Origin of the sequence: Kitasatospora sp. NPDC088779 (genome assembly GCF_040685395.1) — a bacterium.
Lineage (GTDB): Bacteria > Actinomycetota > Actinomycetes > Streptomycetales > Streptomycetaceae > Kitasatospora.
Map to the genome: position 1 here is coordinate 109,837 of NZ_JBFBHW010000022.1, position 16,050 is coordinate 125,886.

13 protein-coding genes are annotated in these 16,050 nt (G+C 74.6%); 1 reads left to right on the forward strand and 12 read right to left on the reverse strand.

Annotated elements, in window-relative coordinates; all coding sequences use genetic code 11:
• Positions 1-12: 12 nt before the first annotated feature.
• The 6 genes from recX to AB0P03_RS22175 form a co-directional block, all read right to left on the reverse strand.
• Positions 13-765, reverse strand: coding sequence for a recombination regulator RecX (gene recX, locus AB0P03_RS22150; protein WP_363630383.1), 753 nt, complete (start codon positions 763-765; stop codon positions 13-15).
• A 340-nt stretch (positions 766-1,105) separates the two neighbouring features.
• Positions 1,106-2,224, reverse strand: a complete 1,119-nt coding sequence (gene recA, locus AB0P03_RS22155) for a recombinase RecA (protein ID WP_363630360.1) — start codon at positions 2,222-2,224, stop codon at positions 1,106-1,108.
• A gap of 177 nt (positions 2,225-2,401) precedes the next feature.
• Entirely contained in the window at positions 2,402-3,535 is a 1,134-nt protein-coding gene (locus AB0P03_RS22160; RefSeq protein ID WP_363584633.1) for an AI-2E family transporter, read from the reverse strand.
• Positions 3,536-3,742: 207 nt separating this feature from the next.
• On the reverse strand, positions 3,743-3,937 hold the full coding sequence (locus AB0P03_RS22165) for a DUF3046 domain-containing protein (protein WP_363584597.1): 195 nt from the start codon (positions 3,935-3,937) through the stop codon (positions 3,743-3,745).
• Entirely contained in the window at positions 3,934-4,524 is a 591-nt protein-coding gene (locus tag AB0P03_RS22170) for a GNAT family N-acetyltransferase (RefSeq protein ID WP_363584599.1), read from the reverse strand. The genes AB0P03_RS22165 and AB0P03_RS22170 overlap by 4 nt, the downstream gene beginning before the upstream one ends.
• A 53-nt stretch (positions 4,525-4,577) precedes the next feature.
• Positions 4,578-6,170, reverse strand: a complete 1,593-nt coding sequence (locus AB0P03_RS22175) for a S8 family serine peptidase (protein WP_363630362.1) — start codon at positions 6,168-6,170, stop codon at positions 4,578-4,580.
• 172 nt (positions 6,171-6,342) lie between these two features.
• Here AB0P03_RS22175 and AB0P03_RS22180 point away from each other — a divergent pair, with 172 nt between their 5' ends.
• A complete protein-coding gene (locus tag AB0P03_RS22180; RefSeq protein ID WP_363630363.1) occupies positions 6,343-11,094 on the forward strand; it encodes an ATP-dependent helicase in 4,752 nt (1,583 codons plus the stop codon).
• Positions 11,095-11,171: 77 nt separating this feature from the next.
• On the opposite strand, the gene AB0P03_RS22185 is transcribed toward AB0P03_RS22180, so the two are convergent.
• From AB0P03_RS22185 to AB0P03_RS22210, 6 genes are all read right to left on the reverse strand, one after another.
• Positions 11,172-11,456 carry a hypothetical protein gene (locus AB0P03_RS22185; protein ID WP_363630365.1) on the reverse strand — a complete coding sequence of 95 codons (285 nt, stop codon included), beginning with the start codon at positions 11,454-11,456 and terminating at the stop codon, positions 11,172-11,174.
• A gap of 55 nt (positions 11,457-11,511) precedes the next feature.
• Positions 11,512-11,880, reverse strand: coding sequence for a helix-turn-helix transcriptional regulator (locus AB0P03_RS22190; RefSeq protein WP_030290911.1), 369 nt, complete (start codon positions 11,878-11,880; stop codon positions 11,512-11,514).
• 381 nt (positions 11,881-12,261) lie between these two features.
• A complete protein-coding gene (locus AB0P03_RS22195; RefSeq protein ID WP_363630367.1) occupies positions 12,262-12,753 on the reverse strand; it encodes a CinA family protein in 492 nt (163 codons plus the stop codon).
• Positions 12,754-12,770: 17 nt separating this feature from the next.
• Positions 12,771-13,409 carry a CDP-diacylglycerol--glycerol-3-phosphate 3-phosphatidyltransferase gene (gene pgsA / locus AB0P03_RS22200; protein ID WP_363374405.1) on the reverse strand — a complete coding sequence of 213 codons (639 nt, stop codon included), beginning with the start codon at positions 13,407-13,409 and terminating at the stop codon, positions 12,771-12,773.
• Positions 13,406-14,899 (reverse strand): 30S ribosomal protein S12 methylthiotransferase RimO, encoded by a 1,494-nt coding sequence (gene rimO / locus AB0P03_RS22205; protein WP_363623162.1) that lies wholly within the window; start codon positions 14,897-14,899, stop codon positions 13,406-13,408. The genes pgsA and rimO overlap by 4 nt, the downstream gene beginning before the upstream one ends.
• A 117-nt stretch (positions 14,900-15,016) precedes the next feature.
• Entirely contained in the window at positions 15,017-15,880 is an 864-nt protein-coding gene (locus tag AB0P03_RS22210) for a helix-turn-helix domain-containing protein (RefSeq protein WP_363584611.1), read from the reverse strand.
• Positions 15,881-16,050: the final 170 nt, after the last annotated feature.

Sequence of the window (16,050 nt, forward strand, 5' to 3'; positions counted from 1 at the left end):
ACCGGACGGCCACTAGTCCCTCCCGGTTCCCGACGGTTCGCCCGGCTCCTCCTCGTCCAGCGCGCTCCGCACCACCCGGAACGCCAGCCCCTCGGAGTAGCCGCGCCGGGCCAGCACGCCGACCAGCCGCCGTATCCGGACCTGCGGGTCCAGCCCCCGGGTGGACCGCAGCTTGCGGTCCACCAGCGCCCGGGCGGCCTCGGTCTCGTCGTCGTGGTCGAGCTGGGCGACGGCCTGTTCGACCAGGTCCGCGGTCACGCCCTTGGTGCGCAGTTCCTGGGCCAGCGCCCGCCGGGACAGCCCCCGGACGGCGTGCCGGGACTCCACCCAGGCCGCGGCGAAGGCCGCGTCGTCGATCAGCCCGACCTCTTCGAGCCGGGTGAGCACCTCGTCGGCGACGTCGTCCGGGATCTCCCGCTTGCGCAGGGCGTCGGCGAGCTGTTTGCGGCTCTTGGCGGCGCCGGTGAGCAGCCGCAGGCAGATGTCGCGGGCACGGCCCTCGGGATCGGCCGTCTCCTCGGCCCCGGCCCGCTTCCGCGCGGTTCGGCCGGTACGGGCGGAGGGGTCTCGCTCGTCACCCGGAGCGCCCGCCTCGTCCGAGGCGTGCCCGGCGGAGCGCCCGGCCGCAGTGCGCCGCCCACGACGCGCCCCGGCACCGGTGCGCGGGGCCGGGGCGGTCACACCCCCGTGACCGACCGCCCCGGCCTCGCCCCGGCCGCTGCCCGCCGTCGCGGAGCCGGCCTCGTCGAACTCCTCGGCCGCCAGTGCCGATCGCCGCCTGCGGCGGCCGGTGGGCAGTTCGGAGGCGGAGACGAGCCCGAGCTCGTCCACCGTCGGCTCCGCCGGAGCCGGCCCGGGCGCCGCGCCGCGCACCGCCCGGGCCGGCGCCCGGTCGAACTCCGGCTCCGGACCGGATGCCCACTGTGCGGCGGAGGACCGCTCCCGCCGCCGCCCCTTCCGGGACTGCGACCGCGCCCGGGGCGTCGCCTCGAACGGCGGCTCCGGCTCCCCCGCCACGGCGGCGAACCAGTCCGGCGGCCCGTAGTCGTCGCCGTTCGGACCCGCCGGTCCGCCCTCACCCACTGCGTCGTGCTGCGTCAACGGTTCAGGCCTTGGCGGCCGCCGCCGTCTTCTTCGCCGCGGCCGTCTTGGCGGCGGTCGCGGTGATCGGCTTCGCGGCGCCGTCGGCGGCAGCGGCCGCGGCCTCGCCCTCTGCCGGCTCCTCGGTCTTCGGGCCGATGCCGAGCTTGCCCTTGATCTTCCGCTCGATCTCGTCGGCGAGCTGCGGGTTGTCCCGCAGGAAGTTGCGGGCGTTCTCCTTGCCCTGGCCGAGCTGGTCGCCCTCGTAGGTGTACCAGGCGCCGGACTTGCGGATGAAGCCGTGCTCGACGCCCATGTCGATCAGGCCGCCCTCGCGGCTGATGCCGACGCCGTAGAGGATGTCGAACTCGGCCTGCTTGAACGGCGCGGCGACCTTGTTCTTGACCACCTTGACGCGGGTGCGGTTGCCGACCGCCTCGGTGCCGTCCTTCAGGGTCTCGATCCGGCGGATGTCCAGCCGGACGGAGGCGTAGAACTTCAGCGCCCGGCCACCGGTCGTGGTCTCCGGCGAGCCGAACATGACGCCGATCTTCTCGCGCAGCTGGTTGATGAACACCGCCGTAGTGCCCGACTGGTTCAGCGCACCGGCGATCTTGCGCAGCGCCTGGCTCATCAGCCGGGCCTGCAGACCGACGTGCGAGTCACCCATCTCGCCCTCGATCTCCGCACGCGGGACGAGCGCCGCGACCGAGTCGATGATGATCAGGTCGACCGCGCCGGAGCGGATCAGCATGTCGGTGATCTCCAGCGCCTGCTCACCGGTGTCCGGCTGGCTGACCAGCAGGGCGTCGGTGTCCACGCCGAGCTTCTTGGCGTACTCGGGATCGAGCGCGTGCTCCGCGTCGACGAAGGCGACCGTGCCGCCGGCCCGCTGGGCGTTGGCCGCCAGGTGGAGGGTCAGGGTGGTCTTGCCGGAGGACTCGGGGCCGTAGATCTCGACCACCCGGCCGCGCGGGATACCGCCGACACCGAGGGCGACGTCCAGGGCGGTGGACCCGGTGGGGATCACGTCGATCGGCTCGTTGGCCTTCTCGCCCAGGCGCATCACCGAGCCCTTGCCGAACTGCCGCTCGATCTGAGCGAGTGCGTTCTCAAGGGCCTTCTCGCGGTCCGTACCTGCCATGGCTTCCACCCTCGGGTTCTGTGCTGTGCGCTTCATCGTCCTCGACGCTAGCGCGTCCCACTGACAAACGAGCCCGACCCGGCTCCGCCTGTGGAAAACTCCTCGCCGGAGAGTATAGAGAACAACTGTTCGATTCAAGCCTCGCACGTCCGAACGGTGCCGCCACCGCCGGCCGGGTCACCTCCCGTCGCCGCCGACCATCCGCCGCAGCCGCCGCGCCGCCTCCCGGCGCAGCTCCCGCCGGGCCCGCCGCTGCTCGCCCCGGTCGATCCGCGGGTCGGTGGCCACCTCGTACCGCCGCACGTACGTCCCGACGAAGCCCTGCAAGGTGGCCGCCGCCGGGATGGCGATCAGCGCGCCCACCGCGCCGAGCAGCGCCGCGCCCGCGATCACCGCGCCGAACGCGACCGCCGGGTGCACGTCCACCGTCCGCGCGGTGATCCTCGGGTGCAGCAGGTAGTTCTCGACCTGCTGGTAGACCACCACGAAGATCAGCACCCAGAGCGCGTCCACCGGCTGCACGGTGAGCGCCACCAGCACCGGCAGCGCGCCGGCCAGGTACGTCCCGATGGTCGGCACGAACTGCGACATGACGCCGACCCAGACCGCCAGCGCGGCCGCGTACGGCAGGTCGAGCAGCGCGAACATCACCCAGTGCCCGATCGCGGAGACCACCGCGAGCAGCGCCCGGGAGTACAGGTAGCCGCCGGTCTTGGCGAGTGCGATCTCCCAGGCCCGCAGCACCTCGCCCTGCTTGGCGGGCGGCAGCATCGAACAGACCGTCCGGCGGACCCGCGGGCCCTCGGCGGTGAAGTAGAAGGTGAACAGCCCGACCGTGAAGGCCTGGAAGAGCCCGCCGATCACGGTGGAGGAGAGGCCCCAGACGTTGTCGGCGGCCTGCTGGGCGTAGCTCTCGATCGCGCCGGAGTCCTTGAGCAGCTTCTTCTGCAGCTCGCCCAGCGACAGGTCCTGATGGAACGTCCGGTTCACCCAGTTGATCAGGTTGTCGACCAGGTGCGGCAGGTCCCCGGCGATCTTCGCGACCTGATCGACCAGCAGCGTGCCGAGCGCCGCGAGGAACCCGATCACCGCGATCCCCACCGCGACGAACACCAGGAAGGTGCCGATCCCGCGACGCACCCCGCGCGCCGCCATCCGGTCGACGGCCGGCTCCAGCGCCAGCGAGAGGAAGAAGGCCACCAGCAGCATCACGAAGAGGTCGATCAGCTGGTGGAAGGCCCAGTCGGCGAGCTGGAACAGCCCGACCAGCACCAGGGCCAGCACCATCGCCCGGGGCAGCCAGCGCGGCATCCCGCCACCCCAGAGGCCGCCGGCCGCGCCCTCCGGCAGCCGCGGTTCGGGCGGCGGGCCCGGAGCCTCGTCAGCGACCCGCGCCGTCCTGTCCGAATTCTGTGCTTCTGCGCTGCTTGTCACTCCGACAGTCTCACCCATCCCCCGGAACCGCCCGAGCACCGGGCACCCCGCCGGGGCGGGGTCGGTCCCGCGGGCGGGCGGTGGTCAGCGCAGCACGCCGGAGACGCCCTGGGTCTCGCAGACCACCCGCCAGACGTCCTTGGCCTCCCAGCCCGCCTCCAGCGCCTGCCGCACCGTCCGCCCGCCGAGTTCGCTCATCACGTGGTCGGAGGCGAAGGACTCCGCGTACGCCTCCCCGAAGTGCGCGTGCATCCGTCGCCAGAACTCCGTCAGCCTCATGGCTCCAGTATCCCGGACCGCGCGGCCCCGCTCCGGGCCCGCCACTGCCCGGCCGTCAGCGCGTACTCGACCTCACCGTGCTCGCTGCCGGGGATCGCCTCCGGGTAGTCCTCGTGGAAGGTGCGGACGAACGACAGCCCGGTCTTCTCCATGACCCGCCGCGAGCCCGCGTTGACCGTCATCGTGTACGCCACCACCCGCCGCACGCCCAGTTCGGTGAAGCCGCGGCGGACCAGCGCCCGCGCCCCCTCGGTCGCGTACCCGAGCCCCCAGGCGGCCCGGCGCAGCCGGTACCCCAGCTCGACCTCGGAGCGGTCGCCGTCCCGCGTCGGCCGGAACTCGAACCAGCCCAGGAAGGCCCCGCCGTCCCGCTCCTCGGCCGCCCACCAGCCGAGGTCGCCGTACCGCCGGTGGTGCGCGAGGTACAGCGGCAGCAGTTCGCCCTCGACCCGCTCCCGCGCGGTCGGCCGCCCGCCGGTGAGGTGGCGCATCACCTCCGGGTCGCCGTCCAGTTCGACCAGGTGGTCGACGTCCGCTGCGGTGAAGCGGCGCAGCACCAGCCGCTCGGTGGTGAGGAAGACGGTCACGCCCCGATCCTCACCCGCCGGCCCGGGCGGCGTCACCCGGTTTTCCGCCCGCCTCAGCGCGGCAGCGCGAGCAGCCCGGCACCGAAGTACTGCCGGGCCCCGCAGGCGTACGGCCCGGGCGGGCAGGCGGCCGCCGCGGTGCCGGCGAGCAGGGCGGCGAGCGGGGCGGAGCCGTAGTCCGGGTGCAGGGCGGCGGCCACCGCGACCACGCCGGTGACGTGCGCCGCCGCCATCGAGGTGCCGGCCAGTGCCGCGTACTGCCCGCCCGGCCAGTCGGAGACGACCGCGCCCTGCGGCCCGCTGTCCGGGTCGCCGCCGGGGGCGGCCAGCGAGACCCGGCCGCGGCCGTAGTTCGAGTAGCCGGACGGGCGGCCGTCCCGGTTGACGGCGGTGACGGTGACGACGCCGGGCAGTTCGCCGGGCAGCCGGATGCACTCGGTGCCCAGGTAGCGGGAGCGGGCCGGGCCGGAGACCCGGTCGTTGGGGCTGCGTTCGTCCGTCCGGGCGGCACCGAGGTCCTGCCCGTCGTTGCCCGCCGAGGCGACCACGACGGCGCCCTTGCGCTGGGCGTAGGCGGAGGCCCGGCCGACGGCGGCGATCAGCGCGGCCTGGTCCTGGTCCTCCGGGCAGTTGTACTTCCACGGGTCGGCGAAGTAGCTGTTGTTGATCGCCTTGGCGCCGTGGTCGGCGGCCCAGAGTATGCCGCACACGATGTTCTCGGCGTAGTACTGGCCGAGCGGTCCGAGCAGCCGGACGGCGGCGATCCGCACGCCCGGCGCGACCCCGGTGACGCCGTGGCCGTCCCGGGTGGCGCCGACGATCCCGGCGACGTGGGTGCCGTGGCCGCTCTCGCTGACCCCGGGGTCGGGCCGCCAGGAGCCGGAGCGGGCGTCGGGCCGGCCGTCGGCGCAGGAGACGGAGGCCTTCGGGTCGACGGCGGCGCGCAGGTCCGGGTGGGTGTCGTCGACGCCGGAGTCGAGCACCGCGACGAGCACCTTGTGCAGCGCGTCGGCGGTCGGCGCGCCGGCGGGACCGCGGATCCCGGTGGAGGCGTCGCCGGCCCGGGCGCCGGCGCCGCCGAGCATGGCGAGGTTCCACGGGTCGCCCTCGCCCGGGTCTGGCACCGTGACGGTGCCGCCGTCCTGCCGGTCGGCGCTGTCGCGACGGGCGCTGTCGGTGCTGCTGCGACGGGCGTGATCGCTGTCGCGACGGGCCTGATCGGTGCTGCTGCGGTCGGCGCGGTCGGTACCGGCGGCGAAGTCCCCGGCGCCGTCCAGCAGGCGGGGCGGGGCGACCACCGGTTCGGTCCGGGTGGTGCCGACGGCGGCGATCCCGGGCCGGGCCCGCAGCGTGCCCGCGAAGCCGCCGGTGGCGTACGCCAGGACGGCCCCGATCTGCGGGTACTCCTGGACCACCTGCCCGCCCGCCGCCCGGCTCTCGGCCCCGGCCAGGGCGGCCCCGGCGGCGTCCTCCTGCCCGGCGAGCACCAGGTAGCTGAGGTAGGGCCGGCCGGATCCGGACACGTACGGGACGGCGCCGCCGACCACGAGTGCGGTGAGCAGCATCGCGAGCAGCGCCCGGGCGGGCCCGCGGACGCGGCGGCGGGCGGCACGGGCGGGACTGCCGGACGGGTTCACCTGCGCCATCGCACGGTCTCCGCTCGTCGGTCCGGTGGGTCGGGGGTGGATCACTGGCCTGATTCATCACCATATGAGCGGATTTGCCTTTTTGCTCCTTTAACTACACCCGGGCTCACCACACCCGTGCGGCCTCCGCTCCCCCACCCCGGTTGTCGGTGCCACCCGGCACCATGGGGGCATGGCGCCCCCGCACCCGACCCCGCCGAACGACGACCCCCTGGCCGGATTCGCCCCGACCACCCGGGCCTGGTTCACCGGCGCCTTCTCCGCCCCCACCACCGCCCAGGCCGAGGCCTGGCGCGCCATCCGGCAGGACACCGACGTCCTGGTGGTCGCCCCCACCGGCTCCGGCAAGACGCTCGCCGCCTTCCTCTCCGCCCTGGACCGGCTGAGCAGCACCCCGCCCCCGGCGGACCCCAAGCGCCGCTGCCGGGTCCTGTACGTGTCGCCGCTCAAGGCCCTCGCGGTGGACGTCGAGCGCAACCTGCGCGCCCCGCTGACCGGCCTGCGCCAGGCCGCCGTCCGGCTCGGCCTGCCCGAGCCGGAGGTCCAGGTCGCCACCCGCTCCGGCGACACCCCCGCCGCCGACCGCCGCCGCTTCGCCACCCACCCGCCGGACATCCTGATCACCACCCCCGAGTCGCTGTTCCTGCTGCTCACCTCCGCCTCCCGGGAGGCGCTGCGCGGCGTCGACACGGTGATCCTCGACGAGGTGCACGCCGTCGCCGGCACCAAGCGCGGCGCCCACCTCGCGCTCAGCCTGGAGCGGCTGGACGAACTGCTGGAGCGCCCGGCCCGCCGGATCGGCCTGTCCGCGACCGTCCGCCCGGTCGAGGAGGTGGCCCGCTACCTCAGCCCGCAGCGCGGCGCCGTCGTCGTCCAGCCCGCCGCCGCCAAGGAGTTCGACCTGTCGGTGGTCGTCCCCGTCCCCGACCTGGACGACCTGCCCGCGGCCCCGGCCACCGGCGCCTCCTCCGACGCCGACCCGCAGCGGCAGGCGTCGATCTGGCCGCACGTCGAGGAGCGGATCGTCGACCTGGTCCAGGCGCACCGCTCGACCATCGTCTTCGCCAACTCCCGCCGCCTCGCCGAGCGCCTGTGCAACCGGCTGAACGAGATCGCCCTCGAACGGGCCACCGGTGAGCGGCTGCCCGAGGCGCACTCCCCCGCCCAGCTGATGGCCGAGTCCGGCGTCGCCAAGGGCGCCCCGCCGGTCATCGCGCGCGCCCACCACGGCTCGGTCTCCAAGGAGCAGCGGGCGCTGGTCGAGGAGGAGTTGAAGGCTGGCCGGCTGCCCGCCGTGGTCGCCACCTCCAGCCTGGAACTGGGCATCGACATGGGCGCCGTCGAACTGGTCGTCCAGGTCGAGTCCCCGCCCTCGGTCGCCTCCGGCCTGCAACGGGTCGGCCGGGCCGGCCACCAGGTCGGCGCCGTCTCCACCGGCGTCTTCTTCCCCAAGTACCGCGGGGACCTGGTGCAGTCCGCCGTGGTCACCGAGCGGATGCGGGCCGGCCGGATCGAAGCGCTGCGCGTCCCGCGCAACCCGCTGGACGTGCTCGCCCAGCAACTGGTCGCGATGACGGCGCTGGACGCCTGGCCGGTGGACGACCTGCTCACCGTGGTCCGCCGCGCCGCGCCCTTCGCCACCCTCCCGCAGTCCGCCTTCGAAGCCGTGCTCGACATGTTGGCCGGCCGCTACCCCTCGGACGCCTTCGCCGAGTTGCGCCCCCGGGTGGTCTGGGACCGGGTGGCCGGCACCGTGACCGGCCGGCCCGGCGCCCAGCGGCTCGCCGTCACCTCCGGCGGCACCATCCCCGACCGCGGCCTGTTCGGCGTCTTCATCGCCGGCGCCACCGGGTCCGATTCGAAGACGGGCAAGAAGGGCGGCGGCCGGGTCGGAGAGCTCGACGAGGAGATGGTCTACGAGTCCCGCGTCGGCGACGTGTTCACCCTCGGCACCACTTCCTGGCGGATCCAGGAGATCACCCACGACAAGGTGCTGGTCACCCCCGCCCCCGGCGTGCCCGGCCGGCTCCCGTTCTGGAAGGGCGACACCCTCGGCCGCCCACTCGAACTCGGCCGCGCCCTCGGCGCGTTCACCCGCGAGCTGGGCGCCCTGGCGCCCGAGGCCGCCACCGCCCGGCTGCACCGGGCCGGCCTGGACGACTGGGCCGCCGCCAACCTGCTCGACTACCTCGCCCAGCAGCGCGCCGCCACCGGCCACCTCCCGGACGACCGCACCATCGTCGTCGAGCGCTTCCGGGACGAGCTCGGCGACTGGCGGATCGTCATCCACTCCCCCTTCGGCGCCCAGGTGCACGCCCCCTGGGCGCTCGCGCTCGGCGCCCGGCTGCGCGAGAAGCACGGCCTCGACCCCCAGGTCATGCACGCCGACGACGGCATCGTGCTGCGCCTGCCGGACGCCGACCTCCTCGCCACCGACTTCGATTTCAACAGCCCCTCGGAGCGGTCCGGTTCGGACGAGGCCCCGGTCGGCGCCGACGCCGCCCTGTTCGACGCCGCCGAGATCGAGCAGCTGGTCACCGACCAGGTCGGCGGCTCCGCCCTGTTCGCCTCCCGCTTCCGCGAGTGCGCCGGCCGTGCCCTGCTGCTCCCGCGCCGCAGCCCCGGCCGCCGCACCCCGCTCTGGCAGCAGCGCCAACGCGCCGCCCAACTGCTCGAAGTCGCCTCCGAGTACGGCTCGTTCCCGATCGTCCTGGAGGCCGTCCGCGAGTGCCTCCAGGACGTCTTCGACGTGCCGGGCCTGGTCGAGCTGATGGGCGACCTCGAATCCCGCGCCGTCCGCCTGGTCGAGGTCACCACCCCCGAGCCCTCGCCCTTCGCCCGCTCCCTCCTGTTCGGCTACGTCGCCCAGTTCCTCTACGAGGGGGACTCCCCGCTCGCCGAGCGCCGCGCCGCCGCCCTCTCGCTCGACTCCCGGCTGCTGTCCGAACTCCTCGGCCAGGCCGAGCTGAGCGAACTGCTCGACCCGCAGGTCCTCGCCGAGCTGGAGGCCGAGCTCCAGCGCCTCACCCCCGAGCGCCGGATCAAGGACGCCGAGGGCGTCGCCGACGCGCTGCGCCTGCTCGGCCCGCTCACCGAGGCCGAGCTGGCGGCCCGCGGCGCCGAGCCGCTCTGGGCACTGGAGTTGGAGGCCGCCCGCCGGGTGATCCAGGTCCGGATCGCCGGCGAGCGGCGCTGGTCCGCCGTCGAGGACGCCGGGCGGCTGCGCGACGCGCTCGGCACCCCGCTGCCGGTCGGCGTCCCCGAGGCCTTCACCGAGCCGGTCAAGGATCCGCTGGGAGACCTGCTCGCCCGCCACGCCCGCACCCACGGCCCGTTCGCCGCCGCCGAGGCGGCCGCCCGCTTCGGCCTCGGCACCGCCGTCGTCACCGGCACCCTGCACCGGCTCACCGCCGCCGGCCGACTGGTCCAGGGCCAGTTCCGCCCACCCGTCGCCCGCCAACACCCTTCGCCGGAGGCGCTCCACACCACCCCTCCCGACCACACCACCACCGAGTGGTGCGACGCCGAGGTCCTGCGCCGGCTGCGCCGCCGCTCGTTGGCCGCCCTGCGCCAGGAGGTCGAACCCGTCCCACCGCGCGCCCTGGCCGCGTTCCTCCCGCAGTGGCAGCACCTGGCCGGCCACCGACTGCGCGGCCCGGACGGCCTGCTCCGGGTGGTCGAACAGCTCCAGGGCACCGCCCTGCCCGCCTCCGCCCTGGAGAAGCTGATCCTCCCGGCCCGGCTCACCGACTACTCCCCCGGCCTGCTGGACGAGTTGACGGCGGCCGGCGAGATCGGCTGGTGCGGGGCCGGCGCACTGCCCGGCAAGGACGGCTGGCTCAGCCTGCACCTGGCCGAGCACGCCCACCTGCTGCGCCCCGAGCCCGTCCCGCCCGCGCTCACCCCCGTGCACAGCGCGCTGATGGCGGCACTGGCCGGCGGCTACGGCCTGTTCTTCCGCCAGCTGGTCCAGCAGTTGCCGGAGGAGACCCCGGAGCCGGAGGCCGTCGAGGCGCTCTGGGACCTCGTCTGGGCCGGGTACGTCACCAACGACACCCTCGCCCCGCTGCGCGCCCTGCTCGGCTCCGGCCGGACGGCCGGTGCCACCGCCCACCGCGCGCCCCGGGCGACCCCGCGCGGCCGCTACGGCGGCGCCGGCCGCGCCTTCGGCCGGGTCGGCGGCGCGCTGCGCAGCGGCCCGCCGACGGTGGCCGGGCGCTGGTCACTGCTGCCCGCCTTCACCACCGACCCGACGGTCCGGGCCACCACCCAGGCGCAGAGCCTGCTGGACCGGCACGGCCTGGTCACCCGGGGCGCGGTGGCCGCCGAGCGGGTGCCGGGCGGCTTCGCCGGGGTGTACCGGGTGCTCGCCGCGATGGAGGAGCGCGGCCGGGCCCGCCGGGGCTACTTCGTCGAGGGGCTGGGCGGCGCCCAGTTCGCCATGGAGGGCGCGGCCGACCGGCTGCGCTCGGTCAACGGACGACTGGAGCGGGCCCGGGCCGCCGAGTGGCCGGCCGCCCCGGCCACCGAGCCGCCGCAGGTGCTGGTGCTGGCCGCCGCCGATCCGGCGAACGCCTACGGCTCCGCGCTGCCCTGGCCGGAGCCGCCGACGGCCCCCGGAGCCAAGGAGGCCCGGGCGCACCGCCCGGGCCGCAAGGCGGGCGCCCTGGTGGTGCTGGTGGACGGCGAGTTGGCGCTGTACGTCGAGCGGGGCGGCAAGTCACTGCTGGCCTGGCCGGAGGACGGCGCCACCCGGGCGCTGGCGGTGGGCGCGCTGGCGGCCGCGGTCCGCGAGGGTGCGCTCGGCAGCGTCACGGTCGAGCGGGCGAACGGCGAGCCTGCCCTCGGCTCGGCGCTGGGCGCCGCGCTGGAGGAGGCCGGTTTCCACGCCACCCCGCGCGGCCTGCGCCTGCGGTCCTCCTGAGGTCCGCCGACACCGAAGGCCGCGGGGCATCCGGTGCCCCGCGGCCTTCGTTCGCTCGTATCACCCGTTCGAGTGGCTCAGCCGACCGTCGGCGGTTGCGCCTCCACCCGGGCCACGGCCACCGATGGGCGCCGCTCCGGCCCGGTGGCGTTCCGGTCGGCGTGGACCGGGATCAGGCCGAGTCCCCAGCCGCCGGCCGCGAGCAACCCCAGCGCGGCGCCGTCGGCCAACTGTCCCCGGACCGCCGGCAGCCACCAGACCAGCCCTGCCGTCAGGATCACCAGGACCCGGCGGGCCGGCCACGGCATCAGTCGCCGCAGCCGTATTCGAGCCTCCGTGCACGCCGTCGCGGCTCTCCGCACGACCGCCCTCCTTCGCTCGCCCCGGGCACCAGGAGCCCGGGAGTCGAGGCCGGGTTCAGGCGGCGACCACGTCCATCGCGGCGGCCTTGGGCGACATGTTCGCCCGGTCGGCACCGGGGGCGGGCAGCGGAACCGGTTCGAGTACCGGCCTCAGCAGATCACCTTCGGAGAGGGTGGCCATCGCCGCAAGTTCGGCGAGCGACAGTTCGTCGCTGACCTCGCGCATGACCTCGGACATCCGGACGTCGAGCGCGTCGCAGATGGCGGAGAGCAGCTCCGAGGAGGCCTCCTTCTGTCCCCGCTCGACCTCGGAGAGGTAACCGAGCGAAACCCTGGCTGCCGCCGACACCTCGCGGAGTGTGCGGCCCTGGCGCTGGCGCTGCCGACGCAGTACATCGCCCAGTAGGCGACGAAGCAGGATCATCGGTGCCTCCCTCCTCGGACTGCGGATCGAGATGTCACGACCCCACCGTACCGCCTTGCCCGCATCGCGTGCGGGGACCCTGGTCGTGTTCACTCTGGGCTGCAAGGCTGTCCCCCTCCTCGTTCCGGTGTCGTTCCCGGGTCCGCGGGCCCCTCGTGGTACCCGCCGTGGGCCGCCCGGCCACCGTCACGCAACTCGTTCGCCACCTGGTTTCTGCCCAACCAGGCCGTTGGATGTAACACGATCCTCCAGCTGTGCCATGCCCGCGGACCGGATCGGCAGATCGCGGTTCGGTGGAGATCGCCGCGATCGGGGCTCCACCACGCCTCCGCGGCGCCTCCACACGGGCTGCGGGACGCCCGGGTGCGGGCCCCGCGGGGTTCAGGTCGTGGGCGTAGCGGCCCGTAGCCGCTCGACGAACAGCTCCAGAGCGGCGGTCACCGCCCCGTGACGGATTCTGGCACGCCCGCCCGACAGCCGGGGCGAACTGACCAGAGTTCCCTCCGGACCGGCGACCGCCAGGTGTACGGTGCCCACCGGCTGCCCGTCCTGCGGGTCCGGCCCGGCCACCCCGGTCGTCGCGATCCCGTACGTGGCCCCCAGCAGCCGACGCACGCCCTCGGCCATCTGCCCCGCCACCACCGGGTGGACCGGCCCGTACACCGCCAGGAGTCCCTCGTCCACGCCGAGCACCGAGGCCTTCAGCTCGGTGGCGTACGCCGTGACCGAGCCCCGGAAGGTCGCGGACGCCCCGGGGACGTCGACCAGGGCGGCCGCGAGCAGCCCTCCGGTCAGCGACTCGGCGACGGCCAGCGTGCCGCCCCTGGCGCGCAGCGCCTCGTGCGCCCGTACCGCCAGCTCGTGGTCCGTCACCCGGTCTCCCCCGTCACTCACCGGCCCGCGCGCTCCGCGGCCAGTCCCTCGCGGCGCATGCGCAGCGCCTGTCCGACGTAGTCCAGCGCGGTGCCGATGGTCAGCAGTACCGCCAGGGCCATCAGCACGGCCCGGGCGGTGGCCAGCCAGCCGGTCAGCTCCAGCACGTACATGCCGACCGCGATGCCCTGGGTCAGCGTCTTGATCTTGCCGCCCCGGCTGGCCGGGATGACGCCGTAGCGGATCACCCAGAAACGCATCAGGGTGATGCCGAGTTCGCGGGCCAGGATCACCGCGGTGACCCACCAGGGCAGGTCGCCGAGCAGCGAGAGGCCGATCAGCGCCGAGCCCATGATCGCCTTGTCGGCGATCGGGTCGGCGATCTTCCCGAAGTCGGTGACCAGGCCCTTGCGCCGGGCCAGCTCGCCGTCGAACAGGTCGGTGATCATCGCGATGGCGAACGACGCCCAGGCGACCGAGCGCCACTTGGGGTCGTGCCCGCCGTCGGCGAACAGCAGCGACACGAAGACCGGCACCAGCAGCAGCCGGAGCATCGTGAGCATGTTGGCGATGTTCCAGACAGCCGGCGCCGGCGGCACCGCGGCCGGCGGTCTGCCCGGATGGGCCGCGGCCGGGGCGCCGGGCCCCTTGGTCATTCCCCGGCTCCCGGGGCCTGACGGACCCGGACCGGCTCCAGCGCCTCGGCGATCAGGTCGACGCCCTCGCTGGCGACCACCTTGGCCCGGTGGAACTGGCCGATCTGCGGGTCCTCGACGCCGGTGAGGGTGGTCAGGCCGTCGGTCTCGGGGGCCTGGTGGGCGGCCCGGCCCTCGACCACGCCGTCCTCGATGGACTCGATCAGGACCTCGACCTCGGTGCCGACGCGCTGCTCGGCCCGCTGGGCGGTCATCTCCTCGGCCAGCCGGCTGAGCCGGTTCAGCCGGTCGGCGATCACGTCCTCGGACAGCTTGCCGTCGTAGGTCGCGGCCTCGGTGCCGTCCTCGTCGGAGTAGCCGAAGACGCCGATCGCGTCCAGCCCGGCGTGCGTGACGAAGCGCTCCAGCTCGGCGAAGTCCGCCTCGGTCTCGCCGGGGAAGCCGACGATGAAGTTGGACCGGGCGCCGGCCTGCGGGGCCCGGTCGCGGATGGTCTTCAGCAGGTCCAGGAACTGGTCGGTGGAGCCGAAGCGGCGCATCCGGCGCAGCACGGCGGGCGCCGAGTGCTGGAAGGACAGGTCGAAGTAGGGCACCACGTCCGTGGTCCCGGTCATCGCGTCGATCAGCCCGGGGCGCATCTCGGCGGGCTGCAGGTAGGAGACCCGGACCCGCTCGACGCCCTCGATCGCGGAGATCTCGCCGAGCAGCGTCTCCAGCAGCCGGATGTCGCCGAGGTCCTTGCCGTACGAGGTGTTGTTCTCGCTCACCAGGACGACCTCGCGCACGCCCTGCTCGGCCAGCCACTGGGCCTCGTGCAGCACGTCGGAGGGGCGGCGGGAGATGAAGGAGCCGCGGAACGCCGGGATGGCGCAGAAGGAGCACCGCCGGTCGCAACCGGAGGCGAGCTTGACCGAGGCGACCGGGTTGTCGTCGAGCCGCTTGCGCAGGGTGCGCGGGCCGGAGGCCGGGGCGAGGCCCTCGGGCAGGTCGGCGATCGGCTCTGCCGGGGTCTCGGCGGCGCCGTGGCCGGGCAGCGCGACGGCCTCGGCGGCGGACTGCCGCTCGGCCGGGCTGATCGGCAGCAGCTTGCGGCGGTCGCGCGGGAGGTGCGGGGCGTGGTGGCCGCCGGAGAGGATGGTCTGGAGGCGGTCGGAGATGTCGGAGTAGTCGTCGAAGCCGAGCACGCCGTCGGCCTCGGGCAGGGCGTCGGCGAGCTCCTTGCCGTACCGCTCGGCCATGCAGCCGACCGCGACGACGGCCTGGGTGCGGCCGTGCCCCTTGAGGTCGTTGGCCTCCAGCAGGGCGTCCACGGAGTCCTTCTTGGCGGCCTCGACGAAGCCGCAGGTGTTGACGACGGCGACGTCCGCTTCGGCGGCGTCGTCGACGAGCAACCAGCCGTCGGCTTCCAGTCGCCCGGCGAGTTCCTCGGAGTCCACCTCGTTGCGGGCACATCCGAGCGTGACAAGGGCGACAGTACGGCGTTCAGGCATAGGGCCAAGATTAACGCGCGGCCTCCGGTGCCGTTCGCCCCGGAGGCCGCGCGCCTCGGATTACCAGATCTTCGCCAGGCCGCAGGGCCGCTCTCCAGGGCCTCCGCAGGCCTGTGGTCAGCCCGCCTGCGGATCGCCGGGGGTGTACGTGACGTGCACCACCTGGCCGTCCTTGCCGAGGAGGCCGAGGTCCTTGCCGTTGACGTACGCGTGCACGGCCCCGCCGTTTCCGAGCACCAGCTTGATCTGCTTGGCGTCGGTGAAGGTCTGGTCCTGGCCGTCGCTGATGTTGTTCTGGAACAGCGACTTCCCGCTGCCGTCCACCGCGGACACCCAGCTGGTGCTGCCCTCGGCGACCAGCTTCACGGTGACCTTGTCGGCCGGGACGGCGGCGATCGCGGCCGCACTCGGCACGGGCGCCGGCGGCTGCACGGTGGGCGAGGGCACGGAGGCGACCGAGCCGGTGCCGGAGCCGCTGGGCAGCGGCGCGCTGGCGGAGCCGGTGCCGGTGTGGCCGTCCTTGCCGCTGACCAGGTTGAAGCCGATCAGGACGACCACCACGACGATCGCGGCGACCATGGCCGCCGCCCAGTTCGGCCGGCCGCGGCCGGGCACCTTGATCGGGCCGCTGTCGATCAGCTGGGTCGGCCGCTTGGAGGCGGGCGAGCCGCCGTGCGCGGCGTCGTACCGGGCGATCAGGGCCTCGCCGTCGACGCCGACCTCGCGGGCGATCGCGCGGATGTGCCCGCGGGCGTAGAAGTCGCCGCCGCAGCGGCCGAAGTCGTCCTCCTCGATGGCATGGACGATCGGCACCCGGACCCGGGTCGCCGTACTCACCTGGTCCACCGTGAGCCCGGCCTCGATCCGGGCGGTGGACAGCACCCGGCCGATGCTCGGGGCATCGGCCGCCTGCACCGCGTCGTCGGTCGACTCGACGGACGACGGGGCGTTCTCGCGGTCGGGGGACTTGCCGATGGTCACGGGGCACGCCTTTCGAGCGGATGGCCACCTGCTGGGGAACAGTCTAGGGGCGCGGGCGGATCGTTTCTCAAGCGGAACAGGCCCGAATGCGCGCGCCCGCCCCGACGGGGGCCCGGCACCCCGCTGAACGGCCGTCAGCGGGCCCGCACGGGGAACCCGGGGGGTTCGCT